This is a genomic window from Bacteroides parvus (genome assembly GCF_017309675.2).
In the GTDB taxonomy this organism is placed as follows: Bacteria; Bacteroidota; Bacteroidia; order Bacteroidales; family Bacteroidaceae; genus Bacteroides; species Bacteroides uniformis.
On sequence record NZ_CP084680.1, the window covers coordinates 1874633 to 1893564 of the forward strand.

The following is an 18932-nucleotide window of genomic DNA, read 5'->3' on the forward strand; positions in this document are numbered from 1 at the left end:
ATGAGAACTTTTCCATACTATAAGCAGTTGGATAAAATGGATTGTGGTCCTGCGTGCTTACGTATGATTGCAAAATATTATGGGAAAAATTATTCTCTACAGACTCTTCGTGAATATTCTTTTCTATCGCGGGAAGGTGTTTCATTGATGGGACTTAGTGATGCGGCTGAGTCTATAGGACTTCGTACTGTCGGTCTACGCATTACATTGGAACAGTTGAAGAAAGATGTGCCTTTACCTTGCATTTTATATTGGAATCAGAATCATTTTGTGGTTTGTTATGGCATAAAAAAGCAGAGAGGCAGATGCCTTTTTCAAATAGCAGATCCAGCCAGTAGTTTGCTTGTTTACTCGGAAGCGGAAATTAAACGATATTGGTTATCTGCAGAATCTGACTCAAGAGAACTCGGAATAGTATTGGCTTTAGAGCCGGGAGCACGTTTCTTTGAAAAAGATGATGAGCCTGAAGTTGGGCAAGGACATAAGTTGATGTTCTTTATAAAATACCTGACTTCCTATAAAAAGCAGTTGTTACAATTAGTATTAGGGATGTTGATAGTTGCTTTATTACAGCTTATCTTCCCTTTTTTGACTCAGACTTTGGTGGATGTAGGTATTCGGGACGGTAATTTGAATTTCATAACCTTGATACTAATTTCACAAGTGGTTCTTTCTACTTCTTTACTTTCAGTCGAATTTATTCGAAGCTGGATATTGCTTCATGTAAATGCACGTATTTCTATATCGTTAATATCTGATTTTTTGATAAAACTGATGAAACTTCCATTACACTTTTTCGATGTGAAATTTGTGGGAGATATCATGCAGCGAATCAGGGATCATGGACGGATAAGATCTTTCCTAATGGGTTCATCCATATCCACGGCTTTCTCTTTTGTGACTTTTTTTATATTTGCAGGTGTATTGGCTTACTATAATTTGACTATATTGGTAATCTTCCTTATTGGGAACTCATTGTATGTAGCTTGGATCCTTTTTTTTATGAAATATCGTCGCGAATTGGATTTTAAACGGTTTGAACAAGCTGCGGATGAGGAGAGTAACCTTGTACAGATGGTGACCGCTATGCAGGAGATTAAGTTGAACAACTGCGAGACACAGAAGCGCTGGCAGTGGGAGCGTATTCAGGTGAAACTGTTTAAAATCAGCGTAAAAGGGTTGGCTTTGGGGCAAGTACAACAAGTAGGTTCTGTATTTTTCAATCAGACCACGAATATTATAATCTCCTTTATAGCGGCAAAAGCAGTGGTAGACGGTCAGATGACACTGGGTATGATGATGTCTCTGACTTATATCATCGGCCAGCTCAGTGCGCCGGTTTCTTCTTTTATAGGATTTGCGCAACAGTTTCAGGATGCCAAGATAAGTCTGGAACGGCTGAATGAGGTACATGGGAAGCCGGACGAGGAGCAGGATATCGCTTCTAAATTGTCTGTTTTGCCTGAGAAGCGGGAGCTAAGAATGGAAAATGTGTGCTTCAGTTACGATGGAGCGGATAGAGACTATGTGCTGGATAATGTCTCTTTGGTGATTCCCGAACATAAAGTGACAGCTATTGTAGGTGCGAGCGGGAGTGGAAAGACCACTCTGGTGAAACTGATGCTAGGTTTCTATTCGCCCAATAAAGGAAGCATGAAGGTAGGGGATGCTTCGTTGGAGAACATAAATCCTCATTTGTGGCGTGCCAAGACGGGAGCCGTGATGCAGGACGGCTTTATTTTTTCGGAAACCATTGCGCAGAATATTGCTGTGGGAGAGGAGCAGATCGATGTGGAGCGGCTGCGCCATGCCGTGGCGGTGGCCAATATCCGTGATTTCATAGACTCGCTTCCATTGGGGTATAACACCAAAATCGGTATGGAGGGAAACGGCATCAGTCAGGGGCAGAAACAACGTTTGCTGATAGCGCGTGCCGTATATAAAAATCCGGAATTTCTTTTCTTCGACGAAGCTACCAATGCCTTGGATGCGAATAATGAAAAGGAGATTATGGAACATCTGCATGAATTCTATAAAGGGAAAACCGTAGTGGTAGTGGCGCATAGGCTCAGTACGGTGAAGGATGCCGACAAGATTGTGGTGCTGGATAGGGGATGCATTGCGGAAGAAGGTACCCATCGGGAACTGACGGAGCGGAAAGGAATGTATTATCGGCTGGTTAAGAATCAGCTGGAATTGGGTAGCTAATGAATGGAGGAAGAGAAGATATATAAGGATATAGAACTTCGCAGTGAAGAAGTACAGGAGGTGATGAACCACATTTCTCCTTGGGTGGTGAGGTGTGGGATTACTGTCTTGGCAGTGATTCTGTTGATGGTACTGGTTGGTTGTTGGATATTCAGGTATCCGGACACCTTGGCGGCAGAGGTGACTCTGGCTACGGAAGAGCCCCCCGCCTTTGTGCTGTCACATGCTACGGGGAAGCTGGATACACTTTATGTGAAGAATGGGAGTCTGGTGAGTGCGGATGCGGATTTAGGAGTGATTGGCAATGCTGCGTCTTCTGAAGATGTGCGTTTTCTTAAGGAGAGGATGAAAGCCTGGGAAGCGCAAGATTATGACTGGCGGGAAGGGGTGGAGTTTTTTGCCGGTAGGCGCTGGCAGTTGGGGGAACTGCAATCGGTTTTTGCAGCTTTCATTACTTCACTTACAGAATATGCACGTTTTATGGAGTTGGACTATTACGCTCGGAAACTTCGTTTTCAGGAAAAACAACTGGGTGGACAACGCTCCTATCTTCGGTTGGCAGAGCGGGAGTATGAGTTGATTGATAAGGATATAAAGCTTGTCGAAAGTATGTATACCCGTGATTCTATTCTATATGTGCGTAAGGCTATGATTGCTGCGGAATTTGAGGAGTCTGGAAGCAGATATTTGCAAAGTTTGCGTTCTAAAGAAGAGGTACGTATGAGTTTGCTTCAGGCAGAAATGCAGTTGGTGCAACATGAGGAGAATATGTTGGATATACGTAAGCAAGCATACGATGAGGAACAGAGTCGCCGGACTGATTTAAAGAATGCCATAGAGCAGTTAGCCGCGCAATTGAGTGAATGGGAGCACTCTTATTTATTGAAAAGTCCGGTCAGGGGGAAGGTTACTTTTATGACGGTTTGGAGTCGTAACCAGAATGTGAAAGCCGGTGAAACGGTTTTCACGATTCAGCCATCCGACAGTTCAAGGGTGTTAGGTAAGGCTCTACTTCCTTTGCAGGGTTCGGGTAAGGTACATGTGGGACAGCGGGTGCATATACGTCTGAATAATTATCCTGACCAGGAGTTTGGCTATGTAAAAGGGCAGGTTGCAAGTATCTCTCCTGCTCCAACGGAAGAGGGAATGTATATAGTAGAAATAACTTTGCTTGACGGCATGCAGACCAACTACGGCAAGCAGCTGCCTGTTTCGCGTGAGTTGAAAGGTACGGCAGACATTATCCTTGCTGACAAGAATGTATTGGAAAGGTTGTTGGCTCCGTTGAGGAAAATGGTGAAATATGAAAAATGAAGTACTTATTCCGTCATCTTCCCCCTTGTATCCAAATACCCTCTTTTAAACATATCCACGAACAGAAAGAATAGTGACAAGAGCAGTGGCCCGAAGATGACACCCATGAATCCGAAAAGGGACAAGCCGATTACAACTCCGAAGACAGTGATAAGCGGATGAATGTCTGCCATTTTCTTCTGGATGATGAAGCGTATCAGGTTGTCGAGCTGTGAAATGACTGCACCGCCATAGATGGCCAGCCCGATAGCTTGAACCCAGTTGCCTATCAATGCCATGTAGACAGCTATCGGAAACCATACCAGCGCTGTTCCTACCATTGGGATGATGCTGGCGAAGCAGGTCAGGAAACCGGCGAACAATATGTTGGGAGCACCGAAAATCCAGTAGCCTATCATGGCTACTCCTCCTTGTATGACGGCGAGTAAGGGGATGCCGATGGCATTGGAGCGGACAATCATGTTGATTTCGTGGATGACGTTTTGTGTATTGTCATCGTTGAACGGCAGTAGGTCGTTGACGTACTGTTCCATCTTTTTGCCCCCTATCAGCATGAAGTAGAGTACAAAGACCAGTACGAAGATGTTGACGGCAAAACTGCTGATACCTCCCATGATGGCTTGCCCGATGCGGGGAAGAATTGAAATGACGTATGCCACCGTGTCTTTCCCCAAGATATAGTAGCCGGTTTTGGCTTTAATGATGTTGGCCGCTTCTTCGAAAGGAGCTATAATGGCTTGCGGGTCCAGATTGATGTTTTGAAGATTGACCACAGCCAACCATACCACCAGCCCAAGCGGAACCAGAAAGCAGAGAATGGCCTCTGCTGTAATGAGGGTGGCAGCTATGCTGCGCTTCATTTTCCGCTTGTCGGAAAGATACATCATCTGCTTTCTCACCAGGATATAGATAGTCAAGGCTCCCAGCAGACCGCCCATGAATGGGGCTATTTGTCTGAAAAGAATGATTCCCAGCCCGATAATGATAGCTATCAATGAATATTTCCAGTATTGTTCTTTTGTGCTCATAAAGTTCCTGTATTTCTTAGTAAAGAAACATAAAAGAAGTTGAAAAGGTTTGGAAATTGTGGCCGGAATTCAATATTTATCCTTCGTCCAGCCAGCCTACCCCCTGGCGTATGATTTCCGGCTCCCCATTGGTGCAATCCACTACGGTAGAGCCTTCCGTACCGCCGATACCGCCGTCTATTACCAAATCGACAATATCACCGAATTTCTCGTCAATCAGTTCCGGGTCTGTGCAGTATTCAATGTCCTCATTGTCATCATGCGGCAATGTAGTTGTCATGATGGGAGCATCCAGCAGGCGGGCTATTTCCTGAATGATGGAATTGTCCGGCATACGGATGCCGACCTCCTTACGGTTACGGAATATCTTGGGCAGGCGGGTGGTGCCGTTCAGAATGAAGGTGAAAGCTCCGGGCAGATTACGCTTCATCAACTTGAAGGTGCTGTTGTCCACTTTGGCGTATTCGCTGACCTTGCTCAAGTCGTAGCAGATGATGGAAAGATTGTTCTTCTTGGGGTCGATATTCTTGAGGCGGCAGATGCGCTCGATGGCGCGCTCCTTCAGTCCGTGGCAGCCGATGGCATACATGGTGTCGGTAGGGTAGATAAGGATACCACCGTCATTCAGTAGGTCGACCACCTGCTGCAGGTCGGCGGGATTGTTATTTTTTTCATAAAGTTTCAGAAGCATGGCAGAAATGGATTTGAGTTTTATATTACATGCAAAAATAGATAATAATCGGCTTATAAACAAGCAATTCACCTTTTTAGCATCTCTTTCTCCAGTTTCTTTATCTTCTTCCAGGCCTCTTTGAATTTGGGACAGAGGGTGACGGCTTTCTCATAGTTTTTCATGGCCGCCTCCTTCATGTCATGCTTCAGGCATTCGTCACCCATAAGGATGTATTCGCGGGCATACTTCACGAGGGCTTTCTCTTTCTCCAATGCTGCTTGTTTCAGTGCACGGTTTTCCTCTTTCAGACGGTTGATGATGTTCAGCTTCCGGCGGATGAGGCGCTGCACGTTCGGTTTCTCGATGTCGTAGCGGGAATGGATGGCTTTGAAAAACTCATCCAGGAAAGTGCCGAAGTCCCCTTTGTCGAAGGCTTTGGCGGCGGCAACGTATTGAACGTCTGCCTGTGCTTGCTTCAAGGCACGGTCGATGGCGGTGCGGTTGTTGAAGCGTTCGGAGAAGCTGACAATCTCCGGACGCACGAATACATCGGCACGGCTGATGGGCTTTTTCAGCTGGATGCCTTCCAGCGAGGTGCAGCGGCTGAGGGCTACGTATGCCTGCCCACCGGCAAACACGCCGCCGGTAAAGTCGATGACTACCCGGCTGAAGGTCAGCCCTTGGCTCTTGTGTACGGTGATGGCCCATGCCAGGCGCACGGGATATTGTGTAAAGATTCCCAGTTCTTCCTCTTCAATCTGTTTCTTTTCTTCGTTGTATTTGTAGCGGATGTTTCGCCACGACTCTCGTTTGACGTCACATTCCTTGCCGTCGTCGGTGATGACGTAGAGGGTCTCTTCAATAGGGTCGAAGCCGCTGATGACGCCGATGGTGCCGTTCACCCAGCGGCGGTCGAAGTCATTCTTGATGAAGATGATTTGTGCGCCCGGTTTCAGTACCAGTTCCTGCGAGGTGGGGAGGCTGCTTTCGGGAAAGTCTCCCATGATTTCGCCGTAGAAGGTGACCGGGTCACCGGGAAGTTCCGCCAGTTTCTTGTCGTTGATGTAGTCCACATTGTCACGGCGGGTGGCGAGGGTGATGTACATGTCGGCTTCCGATTGCTCTATTTGGGTGCCATAGCGGGTGTTGAGCAGCTGAAGTTCGGTAGAGCCGACGGTATTGTTGCGGATGTGGTCCAGCACATGGATGAACTTGCTGTCTGTTTGACGGTATACTTTCTGCAGTTCGATGGAGACAAGGTCTATCTGGCCGAATACCCTGGCAGAGAAGAAATAAGGGGTAGGGTAGAATCGGTTCAGTATCTCCCGTTCATCTCCTTTGACGACGGGTTCCAACTGGAACACATCGCCCACCAATAGTATCTGTTTGCCGCCGAAGGGTTCGCGCAGGTTGCGGGAATAGACGCGCAGGATGCGGTCTACGGCGTCGATGATGTCGGCGCGTACCATGGAAATCTCGTCGATGATGACCAGTTCCAGTTCTTCTAGTAGTTTGCGGTGGGGTTTGGTGTATTTGAAAAATTCGTGGATGCGTCCCCGTTGAAGGCTGAAGTTCGGGTCATCGGGCAGCAGGGGGTAGAAAGGCAGTTTGAAGAAGCTGTGCAGGGTACTGCCTCCGGCATTGATGGCGGCTATGCCGGTAGGGGCAAGCACTACATGCTTTTTCTTCGTATTCGCGCAGATATATTTCAGGAAGGTCGATTTGCCCGTACCTGCTTTGCCCGTCAGGAATACGGACTGACAGGTATACTGAATGAGGTTCAAGGCATCTTGAAACTCTTTGTTTTGTGTATCGGGAACGAAGCTCAAAAGATTTCAGATTTATGATGGATTCCCGACTATGCCGAAATATTTCAGGGCGTTGGCGATGCCGTCTTCATCAACAGAAGTGGTTGTGTAGTTACTGGCAGCTTTTACGTCGTTATTGGCATTGCCCATGGCTACACCGATACCGGCATGGCGCAACATGCTGATGTCATTTCCTCCGTCGCCGAAGGCCATGGTCTCTTCCAGCTTGATGCCGAAGTGGCGGATAATCTGGTCGATACCGTTTTGCTTGGTGTTTCCTTTGGCTGTCACGTCTACGAAGGCAGGATGCCAGCGGCCCATCTCGCAGTGAGGGACGGAGGGCAGGATGATTGCTTCTTCCTCGGCGTTGATAAAGGGAGTCAGCTGGAAGAAGGCTTTGTCGGCATGGCTGTCGGTATAGGGCTTTGCTTCGATGGGGTCCACTTTCAGTTGGCGATGGAAGATTTCCTCCACTACTTCGCCGGGCTGGTTCACGCAGATGTCGTGCTCTCCCACCAGGATGCATGGGATGTTGCGTTCGTGGCAGAAAGCTGTCAAGGCATCCACTTCCGCTGTCGGTATGGGGCTTTTGTAGATAACGGTGTCTTCTACAAAGCAATAGGCGCCGTTCATCGTGATGTAGCCGTCTATCAGATTCCGTTCTTGCAAGGCGGACAAGTTGTTGATGATGACGCGTGGACGTCCGGTAGAAATGAAGATATGTATGCCTTTGGCTTTGGCGGCAGTCAACGCTTCAATAGTGGAAACGGGAATTTCGTGGGTCTTGAAGCTGACCAAGGTTCCGTCGATGTCAAAAAACAGAGCTTTTATCATAAGGGGTTCTTTTATCTTGTGCGCGAAATTACTTAAAAAAGCGAAGATATTTCGTACTTTTGCGCACAAATAAATGATAAATAACAAATGAAGAAACATTCTTTGAAAGATTGGATGATAGCGGTGCGTCCGTGGTCATTCCCCGCCTCTTCGATGCCGGTGGTGGTGACGTTGGCATATCTGTATTGGATGCGGCAGGACATAAACTGGGTGAACGGTATCTGGGCATTGTTGAACATCATTGTGTTTCACGCTGCCGGGAATACCTGGAGTGATTATTTTGACTATAAGCATAAGGTCGATGCAAGGGATACCTTTGGCGCCAAGACTCTGACTGATGGGATGTTTACCCCGCGCGAGATATACCGCTTGTCGATGGCATTGCTGGCAGTAGCTCTTGTTGCGGGTATCGGCTTGTTGTGGCGTACCGGCTTGCCGCTGTTGTATATAGGTATAGGCGGTGCAGCTTGCTCGTTGCTTTATCCACCGCTCAAGTATCGTGCGTTGGGCGATGTCGTCATCTTTTTGGCGTATGCCTTGCTGCCGACGTTGGGCACCTGCTATGTGGCTACGGGAGTAGTTGACTGGAATGTCTTGTGGATAGCTCTGCCGGTGGGACTGATTACGGTGGCCATTCTGCATGCCAATAATACACGGGATATGCGTACCGATGCCCGTGCAGAGATTCAGACACTGGCCATGAAGCTGGGAGGAAAGGCGTCGATGTACGTTTATTGTGCCGAAGTCCTTTTTCCTTTTGGCTGGATAGCCGGCTTGATAGCTGCGGGAACTCTTCCTTTATGGACCCTGCTGGTGATGCCGGCACTGGTTCCTGCCATAGGCAATGTACGGGTGGTGTCCCGTTTTCCCGGAAAGGGAGAAAGTGCCATAGCCGGTCTGGATGAGATGACTGCAAAACTCCAGTTGTTGTTCAGTCTGCTGTTCACGTTGTCGTTCGTTGTAGCTGGTCTGCTGTCATGAAGAAGCTGATTTTTACCATTCTGCTGGCTGCCGTGCTGTGGACGGTCATGTTTTCGCCTTGGACGGCTCCTTTCGTGAATTTCTGGTGGATGATGACCGGTTCTGCGCTCACACTGTCCGTGTTTGCCACCTTGTTCAATCCCGGCTGGTGGCGGGAGGTGAAGTGGAGCTTGCCGAATGTCTTGCTGGGACTTGGCATTGCTGTTGCTTTGTGGGGCGTTTTCTGGTTGGGAGACAAGGTGTCATCTTGGATGTTCGATTTTGCCCGTCCGCAGGTGGACTCCATTTATGGGATGAAAGAGGGAGAGTCTCCTTGGCTGCTGGCAGCATTGCTGCTGTTGCTGATAGGGCCGGCGGAAGAGATTTTCTGGCGCGGCTATGTGCAACGCACGCTTTCCAAACGCTGGAATCCGAATGCGGGTTTTGTGGTGGCTACTTTGATTTATGCACTGGTGCATGCCGGTTCCTGCAACTTCATGCTGGTCATGGCGGCTCTGGTGGTGGGGGCGGCATGGGGGGCGCTTTACCGTTTCTTTCCGAACGGCTTTGCCGCTATTATCTTGTCTCATGCAGTGTGGGATGTGGCGGTATTTATATTTTTCCCGATATGATTATTATTTACAAAAATAAGGTGGCGGTAATGGATTGTATACTGAGCCCTATTCAGTCGTATACTGAACCTATCTCAGTATACGACTGAATAGGGCTCAGTATACGACAGAAATAGGATGTATTTATACATGTTGATAATCAGATAGTTGTAAATTCTCTCTCGGGCGGTATAAAAACAAGACAAATTGATGCGTTGAATTAGTGAAACTACAATAAAAAAACAAGCAAATGACTTACAATTTTGATGAAGTAATAGAGCGCCGTGGTACCGACTCCGTGAAATGGGACGGTGTGAAGAGTGTATGGGGACGCGATGATCTCCTCCCCATGTGGGTGGCGGATATGGATTTCCGCACGCCCCCGTTTGTGATGGAAGCCTTGCGGAAGCGTCTTGAACATGAAGTGCTGGGCTATACGTCTGCGTGTGAGGAATGGTATACTTCCATTTGTAGCTGGCTCAGTCGTCGCCACGGTTGGGACGTCACTCGCGAGATGCTGACTTTTGTACCCGGCATTGTCCGCGGTCAAGCCTTCGCATTGCAATGCTTCACCAATCCCGGCGACCGGGTAATGGTGATGACTCCCGTTTATCATCCCTTCTTCCTGGTGACGCAACGCATGAAGCGCGAAGTGGTTTACTCTCCGCTCGACCTGAAAGACGGACAGTATCAGATTGACTTTGAGCGTTTCCGTAAGGATATACAAGGATGCAAAGTATTGATTCTCTGCAATCCCCATAACCCGGGCGGGCGTGTATGGACGATGGACGAATTACGCCGGATTGCTGATATTTGTATGGAAAACCATACGTTTGTCATCTCCGATGAAATTCATGCCGACTTGACTCTGCCGCCTTACAAACACCATCCTTTTGCTACTGTTTCGGGGGCTGCTGCGCAGAATTCCCTCACCTTCATGGCACCCAGCAAAACATTCAATATGCCGGGATTGGGAAGTTCGTACGCCATTATCCTCAATGAGGACATCCGCCACCGTTTTCAGGAGTTCATGGAAGCGGGCGAGTTCAGCGAAGGGCATATGCTGGCCTATATCGGTGCGGCTGCTGCCTATATGCATGGTGAGGAATGGTTGGAACAGCTGCTGGACTATATAAAGGGCAATATCGATTTCACGGAGAACTACCTGCGCGAGCATATTCCGGGCATCGGCATGATACATCCGCAGGCTTCTTACCTGATTTATCTGGACTGCCGGGGATTGGGACTGACTCAGGAGAAACTGGTGGGACTATTTGTAGACAAGGCACATCTGGCACTGAATGACGGCACCATGTTCGGTGAACCGGGCAAGGGATTTATGCGGCTGAATGTCGGCTGTCCGCGTTCGGTGCTGGAGCAGGCGCTGAAGCAACTGGAAACTGCGGTTGCAGACAAATGATAGAAAAAACTATATCTCCTATATTATGAATAGATTACCTTTCCTTGGACTATTGTTTGCGTTGCTGTGCCTTGTTGCCTGCCGGCAGATGAATGAGGCACATCTGTTACATCTGGCAGAAAAGCAGGTGAATATGAATGTGGACAGCGTGTATGCCTTGCTGGTACAGATAGAGAGGCCATCGCAACTTTCGGATGAGGAGAGGCTGTTGTATGGATGGCTGAATGCTTATGTGCACTATAAGCGGCACAACTCGATGGCGGAAGATTCCTTGATATTGCCTGCTTCCGATTATTACGTCTTCCGCAACGACACGGCGAAGAATCTGTTTTCCTATCAGTTGAAAGCCTGGTACTGGTATTGGCTGAAAGAGCACGAACGGTGTATAGCTGCCATTGACAGCGGCGTAGCTTTGGCCAAGGCGCTGCAGGACACGGGAAGAATGGCTGATATGCTGATTGATAAGGCATACTGGTATGTGTATGTCTGGAAAGATTATGAGAAAGCGATAGAAACTTTCCGTACCGCCATAGCTTTGGACGCAAGAGCCGGAAGCTTCTTCTCTATGGGAATTGCCATGGGGCTGAACAAGAATGATTCTGCATCCTATTACATGGAGCGCAGCATAGAACTGGCAGTGGAGGCAGGAGATACCAGTAAGATAGTGCATTATTTGCGTAACTATGCCCAGATGCAGGCTTACTCTTTTGATGAACCTTCCGGTGCAATAGCTACTATTCGTCGTATGGAGCAGTATGTCGTCGACCCGGTGCAGCTGCGTATGGGAGATCTGGTGAAAGTGGAAGTGTTCTTGAAAGAAGGGTTGCTTGATTCGGCGGAATACTATTTGAATAAGGAGAGGAAACGTGGCGAGGGTCGGAACCGGTTTCTGACGGAAGAGAATATGGTGGCGGTATATAGGGCACTGATAGATTATACACGTCACCGTACGTTTGATGTGCTGGACGTGGCGCGCTATAATGATTCTGTTGCCAATGCTCTTGCTGCGCTGCAGAGTACCGTCCGGCGTAAGGACGAGTCGAAGGAGACGCTTTCGCAAGCCAACTTGATTCTGACGGTGGAACGGAAGCAGGCACAGTTGAATTTGTTGCTGGCACTGTTGGTACTGGTGCTTGCAGGTGGCGGTGTGTCCCTTTATATCCGTAACCGGCGTAATAGGCTGATTGAAGCGGAAGAACGGGCGGAAACACTGACCCGGTTGCTGGAAGATGTGACCAGGAACCAGTCGAAAGGGGAAGACGGGCAGTTTTTTCGGAAAATACTGTTGCAGCAATTAGGCATGATACGGCTGGTGGCTAAACAACCTACCTCACAGAATCAGGAGCTGCTTCGCCGCATTTCGGGTATTACCAGCCATGAACTGCCGGTAGAGAGTTTGCTGGTATGGGAGGACTTGTATCCTATCATAGACCGGATTTATGATAACTTCTACACAAAGATGGACAGCTGTTTTGGCGATGTGCTCATTGACAAAGAAAAGCAGCTTTGCTGCCTGCTCTGTGCGGACTTCTCGACGAAGGAGATTAGTGTGGTGACACAACAAAGTATTCCCACCATTTACCAGCGAAAGACGAATATCCGCAAGAAGCTGGGGATGGGGGAGAAGGAAGGCATCGTAGAGTTTATAGGCAGCATATAGACCGGAAAAGGCATAATATAGACTTTTGTAAAATTAAAGTGTTGATATGTAGTGATTTGTAGTTTTGGGATATAGACTTTTTATTCCCCGATATAGACCGTTTGAGGCATGTTTTACCTCTATCTTTGTTTCAGCGAAATACAAAGAGTAAAACATTGAAATCAAACGCATAATGAAAGAAAATCTACTGAACAACGTTAGAAAAAAAGTGATGGTATGGATGGCCTTGGCAAGTATGGCCACTTTCCTTTCCGCCCAGACTTACCGGCTTTCCGGTTGTGTGCAGGACGAGAACCGCCAACCGGTAGAGGTGGCGAATGTGCTGCTGAAGCAGGCAAAAGACAGTGCCTATATTACCGGTATGCTGACCGACACGCAAGGTTGTTTTTCCTTTGACCAGCCACTGGGAGAATACTTGTTGCACATTACCCTTATCGGCAGCGAAGACCTCTACGTTCCCGTTGTGCTGCGAGGAAACAAAAACGTTGGCGAATTGACATTGAAATCTTCTTCCGCCTTGCTGGACGAAGTGACCGTTACGGCCGCGCGTCCTGTTATCAAGCGTCTGGTAGATAGGGTAGTGTTCGATGCACATAATACCATAGCCTCTGCCGGTGGCAGTGCACTCGACCTTCTGCGTGAAGTGCCCGGTCTGCAGGTTGGACAAAACAGCATTGGTATTATAGGTAAAGGGGGCATCAGGGTTTATATCAACGACCGTGAGACGAAGCTGTCGGGAGATGAACTGATAGATTACCTCCGTTCCTATGACGCCTCCCAGATACTGAAGGTGGAGGTGATTACCACGCCTCCGTCCAAGTACGATGCCGCCGGAAATGCAGGCATCATCAATATTCGCTTGAAGTCACGTCCCAAAGATTACGTGGGTGGTACGGCTTCCGCTTCCTACAGCGCTGGTGAAAAGGACAATTACGGATATGGCGGGGTAAGCCTGAACCTCAGCAATGGGCGCGTGTCATCCTTTCTCAACGGGGGTACTACGCAGGGCAACTATGAGACGCGTGAGAAGAATTACCGCTATTTTCCGCAGAACACCTGGAACAGCCGTGCCGACTACACCAATTACATGAATAGCTTCTACCTTCAGGGAGGTGTGGATGTATCGTTGGAACGGGACTGGAGTGCAGGTATGCAGGCCATCTATAATCACAGTGCTCCCAAACCGGGCAACGCCCTTTCATGGACGGAAGTTTACGATGCCTCTACCGCCGTACTGGATTCTCTGCTGTACTCCAACAGTGACAAGGATACCGGTTCCGACCGCCTCAATCTGAATTTTCATACCGATAAGGTCTGGGATGACAAAGGCAAGAAAATGACTTGGGATGTGGATTACCTGCGTGACAACCGGGACGAAAATATGGGCTTTCTCTCGAAAACCCTCCTGCCTGACGGTACGGAGATTCCGGGTACAAACTTCGACTACAACTATCTGCAACATCGCAAGGTGGATGTAGTCTCCTCCGCTCTTGATTTCATCCTTCCTTTTGAAAAGTACAAGATAACGGCAGGTGCCAAGGTCTCCTTTACCAACACTCGCAACGGTATCAATTACGATACGTCGGACCCTACGCTGGTGCAGGATGATTATTTCCGTTACAAGGAGCAAATCTATGCCTTATATGCTGATTATAGCCGTGAATATTCCGAACGTTTTTCCATGCAGTTGGGCTTGCGTATGGAGCACACCCGCACTACCGGTATTTCCGAAGCGAAGGATACGGAGGACAAGCACGACTATACGCGCTTGTTCCCTACTGTCTATCTGCTTTATTCGCCTACAGACGGGCATGCGCTGAACTTCAGTTTCTCCAACCGCATCTCCCGTCCGTCGCAGAATATGGTCAATCCTTTTCCGTTCTATCAGAACAAATATACGTATGCCTGCGGACGTGAGGACTTGAAACCCAGCTACACTTACAATGCAGAACTGGGATATACGTTGAAGAACAACTTCAATGTTTCCGCTTATTATTCTTATTCGGACGATGTATTCTTCCAGGTTGTGGACTTGGATGCCGAAACGAATGTGACTTCTTTCCTTTGGGAGAATTTCATGAAGACGCATGCTTTCGGGCTTAACAATTCGTACACTTTCCGTACCAAATGGCTGCAAGCTTACGCCCAGCATGGAGTGAGCTATCGCCGGACTACCTCCAGCGCTGTCACCACCTCTCCCGAGGAGAAAGGATGGGCTTATGACGCCAGTCTGCGCAACACTTTCTTCTTCAATGAAAAGAAGACTCTTCTGGCCACGTTGTCCGGTTCCTATTCTTCCCGTCAGTATCAGGGCATCTATCTGATGAGTCCCACTTACAGCGTCAGTGCAGGTATGCTTTACCGGTTGTTGGACAATAAGCTCAACCTCAGCCTGAATGTCAACAATCTGTTTGTCAGCCATTCCAAATTGGAAACCATGTCCAACGGGCTGAAGATAATTGCAGATAACCAGTTCTCCTTTACCAGTTTCCGTATCGGTGTATCCTATACTTTCGGTGGAGATATACGTAGCAAGGGGCAGCGGAACAGTAACGAGGATATTCAGAGAAGATTATAATAAGAAGTTTATTGCGTGTTGGCAATTGGGAGAAAATATTTATCTTTGTGATACAAGCGATTGTAACAACGATTAATATAAAACCATGATGAAACAGAAACTTCTTTACCTATTGCCACTCTTCCTATTGTCGGGATGCGGGCAGGCTACTTACAAGAATGCATCTCTGCCGGCAGAAGAGCGTGCCGGACTTTTGCTGAAGGAACTGACGCTCGAAGAGAAGGTGTCCTTGATGATGGACAGCTCCAAACCGGTGGAACGTCTGGGCATCAAACCCTATAACTGGTGGAATGAAGCGTTGCATGGAGTGGCGCGTGCCGGGCTGGCCACAGTGTTTCCCCAACCGATTGGTATGGCGGCATCTTTCTCGCCGGAGACTGTATACGAGGTATTTACTGCCGTATCCGATGAAGCCCGTGCCAAGAATGCCTACTATGCATCTCAGGGAAGTCGTGAACGCTATCAAGGATTGACGATGTGGACGCCTACGGTGAACATCTACCGCGACCCCCGTTGGGGAAGGGGTATAGAGACTTATGGGGAAGACCCTTATCTGACCAGCCGTATGGGAGTGATGGTTGTAAAGGGGTTGCAGGGTACGAACGATGGAAAATATGACAAGCTGCATGCTTGTGCCAAGCACTTTGCCGTACACTCAGGTCCGGAATGGAACCGCCATGAGTTTAATGCGGAAAATATCAAGCCCCGTGATTTGTATGAAACTTATCTTCCTCCTTTCGAAGCTTTGGTGAAAGAAGGAAAAGTGAAGGAGGTGATGTGTGCCTACAACCGTTTTGAGGGCGATCCTTGCTGCGGTAGCGACCGCCTGCTGATGCAGATTTTGCGCGATGAGTGGGGATTTGATGGTATTGTCCTTTCGGACTGTGGAGCTATTGCCGATTTTTACAGAGACTATGGTCATAAGACGCATCCTGATGCAGAGTCCGCTTCGGCGGCTGCGGTGCTGAGTGGGACTGACTTGGAATGCGGTTCGAGTTACGAGGCCCTGGTAGAAGCGGTGAAGCAGGGAAAGATTGATGAAAAAGCAGTGGATGTAGCAGTCAAGCGTCTTTTGACGGCTCGCTTTGCCTTGGGTGAAATGGACGAGCCGGAGAAGGTGTCCTGGACTGGCATTCCTTTTTCTGTGGTGGCTTCTGCCGGACACGATTCTCTGGCGCTCGACATGGCGCGCAAGTCAATGACACTGCTTATGAACAAGGATAATACCTTGCCGTTGAAGCGTGGAGGGCTGACTATAGCCGTGATGGGTCCGAATGCCAATGATTCTGTGATGCAGTGGGGAAATTATAACGGTATGCCTCCGCACACAGTTACCATTCTGGACGGAATTAGAAAAGCTTTGGGGAGTGATGATCGGCTTATTTATGAACAAGGCTGCGGATGGGTGGAGAGAGCTCAGATACAGAGCGTCTTCAACCGTTGCAAGACTGCCGACGGGAAACCCGGATTTACTGCACGCTACTGGAATAACGTGACTCGTGACGGTGAGCCAGTCACTACTGCCCAAGTGACCACTCCTTTCCATTTCTGTACATCCGGTGCCACGGTTTTTGCTCCGGGTGTGAACCTTACCGACTTCTCGGCTACCTACAACAGCGTATTCACTCCCGACCAGTCGGGAGAGGTGGTCTTTGACATCTATGCTTATGGCTCAGGGAGATTGCGGATAAATGGGGAGGAAGTGAGAGGATTCTCCAATCAGCACGGTGGGCAGAAGAGTGCTTATACTTTGCAGGTACAAGCAGGAAAAACGTATGACGTTGAATTGGATTTTGAATATTTCCGTAGCGATGCACAGCTGAACTTTGACCTTGGATTTAAGAATGAAGTGGATGTGAGGAAATCTGTGGAGCGTGTAAAGGATGCTGATGTCGTGGTCTTTGTGGGAGGAGTCTCTCCGAACCTCGAAGGCGAGGAGATGGGTGTTGAGCTTCCCGGATTCAGAGGAGGCGACCGTACTGATATTGAGTTGCCTGCTGTCCAGCGGGAACTGATTGCCGCTTTGCACCATGCCGGTAAAAAGGTGGTGTTGGTGAACTGTTCAGGTTCTCCTATCGGCTTGGAGCCGGAAACCGGGAGGTGTGGAGCTATCCTGCAGGCATGGTATCCCGGTCAGGCAGGCGGTACGGCTGTAGCTGAAGTCTTGTTCGGTGATTACAATCCGGCAGGACGCTTGCCGGTAACCTTCTACCGTAATGTGTCACAGCTTCCTGATTTTGAGGATTATAATATGACCGGCCGGACTTACCGTTACATGACCCAGGAACCGCTTTTCCCCTTCGGTCATGGATTGAGCTATACCTCTTTCTGCTATGGCGCTGTGGTGCTTGGTTCGGATAATATAAAGTCCGGTGAGAAATTGAGATTGAATGTCCCCGTAACCAATACCGGCAAATGTGACGGTGAAGAGGTTGTGCAGGTCTATTTGAAGAAAAACGATGATGTCGAAGGACCGAGCAAGGCATTGCGTGCTTTCAAACGGGTACATATCCCGGCAGGAAAGACGGTCGATGTAGAGTTTGATTTGGGCGATAAAGAGTTGGTGTGGTGGAATCCGCAAAGCAATACCATGTGCGTTTCCGAAGGCAGTTATGAACTTATGGTGGGCGGTAGCTCGCAGACTGCTGGTTTGCTGCGCCGGTCTTTTGTCATTCAGCCTTGATACATTGCTGACAAAGTCGAAAAAGAAAATTCCGCTTGAAGGTAAGTCATGACCCTCAAGCGGAATTTTTGTGTACTGGGGATACATGTTCTTAATAATCCTTAATACAATATGTTAACTTCCTTGCTTCTCTGTTCTTATCTAATTTTAATTGATATATTTGTGATATCATTATGATATCAATTAAATCTATAGAATATGGAAACAAAAGAGTGTGGTTTCAGTGGTTTCAAGATGAATGGCTTTTTGGCCTTGTTCCTTCATTTGGTAGTGCTTACGGCAGTGATAATCTTTGGGTTTATCATTTCTGTGCCTACCTTGATCCTTTCGGTGTGTCTGTGTCTGATATGGTTTATTATGTTTGCCGGCTATATGGAGCTGGAGCCGAACGAGGCGCGTGCTATGGTGTTCTTTGGTAAATATAAAGGGACGTTCAAGGAGACCGGCTTTTTCTGGGTAAACCCTTTTCTTAATAAGAAGAAGCTTTCGCTTCGTGCACGCAATCTGGATGTGGAGCCGATAAAGGTGAATGATAAGATTGGCAATCCCATACTTATAGGATTGGTATTGGTGTGGAAGTTGAAAGATACTTATAAAGCCATGTTTGAGATTGACTCGCAGACGATGGCTGCATCCACTCCCACAGCAGGCAATGCCAACCAGGTGAGCCTTGGTAATGCGGTGGCCAACCGTATGAATGCGTTCGAGAACTTTGTGAAGATACAGAGTGATGCCGCCCTTCGTCAAGTTGCCGGTCAGTATGCCTATGATGATAATGAGGCTGATACGGAGGAACTGACGCTTCGCTCCGGTGGCGAGGAAATCAATGAGCAGTTGGAACAGAAGTTGAACGAGCGTCTGGCCATGGCGGGTATGGAAGTGGTGGAAGCCCGCATCAACTATCTGGCGTATGCACCCGAAATTGCTGCTGTGATGCTGCGTCGCCAGCAAGCATCCGCCATCATTACGGCACGCGAGAAGATTGTGGAAGGGGCAGTCTCTATGGTAAAAATGGCGCTCCATAAACTTTCTGAAGAAGAAATTGTTGAACTGGACGAAGACAAGAAAGCAGCAATGGTCAGCAATCTGTTGGTAGTGCTTTGTGCGGACGAGGCTGCACAACCGGTAGTCAATACGGGAACGTTGAACCATTGA

Annotated in this window: 13 protein-coding genes; 9 read left to right on the top strand and 4 right to left on the bottom strand. The window is 48.3% G+C overall.

Annotated elements, in window-relative coordinates; genetic code table 11:
- Complete coding sequence (locus tag JXR92_RS07450; protein ID WP_138345040.1) at positions 1 to 2208, top strand: peptidase domain-containing ABC transporter; 2208 nt, start codon at positions 1 to 3, stop codon at positions 2206 to 2208.
- A gap of 3 nt (positions 2209 to 2211) precedes the next feature.
- On the top strand, positions 2212 to 3522 hold the full coding sequence (locus JXR92_RS07455) for an HlyD family secretion protein (RefSeq protein WP_138345041.1): 1311 nt from the start codon (positions 2212 to 2214) through the stop codon (positions 3520 to 3522).
- A gap of 5 nt (positions 3523 to 3527) precedes the next feature.
- On the opposite strand, the gene JXR92_RS07460 is transcribed toward JXR92_RS07455, so the two are convergent.
- From JXR92_RS07460 to JXR92_RS07475, 4 genes are all read right to left on the bottom strand, one after another.
- Positions 3528 to 4550, bottom strand: coding sequence for an AI-2E family transporter (locus JXR92_RS07460; RefSeq protein WP_131225832.1), 1023 nt, complete (start codon positions 4548 to 4550; stop codon positions 3528 to 3530).
- 76 nt (positions 4551 to 4626) lie between these two features.
- The gene (locus JXR92_RS07465) at positions 4627 to 5241 is read right to left on the bottom strand and encodes an L-threonylcarbamoyladenylate synthase (protein WP_138345042.1); all 615 of its coding nucleotides are present in this window, start codon (positions 5239 to 5241) and stop codon (positions 4627 to 4629) included.
- 68 nt (positions 5242 to 5309) lie between these two features.
- Complete coding sequence (locus JXR92_RS07470) at positions 5310 to 7052, bottom strand: ATP-dependent DNA helicase (RefSeq protein ID WP_138345043.1); 1743 nt, start codon at positions 7050 to 7052, stop codon at positions 5310 to 5312.
- Positions 7053 to 7064: 12 nt separating this feature from the next.
- Positions 7065 to 7865, bottom strand: a complete 801-nt coding sequence (locus tag JXR92_RS07475) for a Cof-type HAD-IIB family hydrolase (RefSeq protein WP_034525323.1) — start codon at positions 7863 to 7865, stop codon at positions 7065 to 7067.
- 87 nt (positions 7866 to 7952) lie between these two features.
- Here JXR92_RS07475 and JXR92_RS07480 point away from each other — a divergent pair, with 87 nt between their 5' ends.
- The 7 genes from JXR92_RS07480 (at position 7953) to JXR92_RS07510 (ending at position 18932) form a co-directional block, all read left to right on the top strand.
- Positions 7953 to 8846 (top strand): prenyltransferase, encoded by an 894-nt coding sequence (locus JXR92_RS07480; RefSeq protein ID WP_022401746.1) that lies wholly within the window; start codon positions 7953 to 7955, stop codon positions 8844 to 8846.
- Complete coding sequence (locus JXR92_RS07485; RefSeq protein ID WP_138345045.1) at positions 8843 to 9457, top strand: CPBP family intramembrane glutamic endopeptidase; 615 nt, start codon at positions 8843 to 8845, stop codon at positions 9455 to 9457. Before JXR92_RS07480 ends, JXR92_RS07485 begins: the two co-directional genes overlap by 4 nt.
- Positions 9458 to 9686: 229 nt before the next feature.
- On the top strand, positions 9687 to 10856 hold the full coding sequence (locus JXR92_RS07490; protein WP_138345047.1) for a MalY/PatB family protein: 1170 nt from the start codon (positions 9687 to 9689) through the stop codon (positions 10854 to 10856).
- Between the two features lie 25 nt (positions 10857 to 10881).
- Positions 10882 to 12516, top strand: a complete 1635-nt coding sequence (locus JXR92_RS07495; protein WP_138345049.1) for a helix-turn-helix transcriptional regulator — start codon at positions 10882 to 10884, stop codon at positions 12514 to 12516.
- 172 nt (positions 12517 to 12688) lie between these two features.
- Positions 12689 to 15094, top strand: a complete 2406-nt coding sequence (locus JXR92_RS07500) for a TonB-dependent receptor domain-containing protein (RefSeq protein ID WP_138345051.1) — start codon at positions 12689 to 12691, stop codon at positions 15092 to 15094.
- Between the two features lie 88 nt (positions 15095 to 15182).
- The gene (xyl3A, locus tag JXR92_RS07505) at positions 15183 to 17777 is read left to right on the top strand and encodes a xylan 1,4-beta-xylosidase (protein WP_138345158.1); all 2595 of its coding nucleotides are present in this window, start codon (positions 15183 to 15185) and stop codon (positions 17775 to 17777) included.
- Positions 17778 to 17975: 198 nt separating this feature from the next.
- Positions 17976 to 18932, top strand: coding sequence for an SPFH domain-containing protein (locus tag JXR92_RS07510; protein WP_138345053.1), 957 nt, complete (start codon positions 17976 to 17978; stop codon positions 18930 to 18932).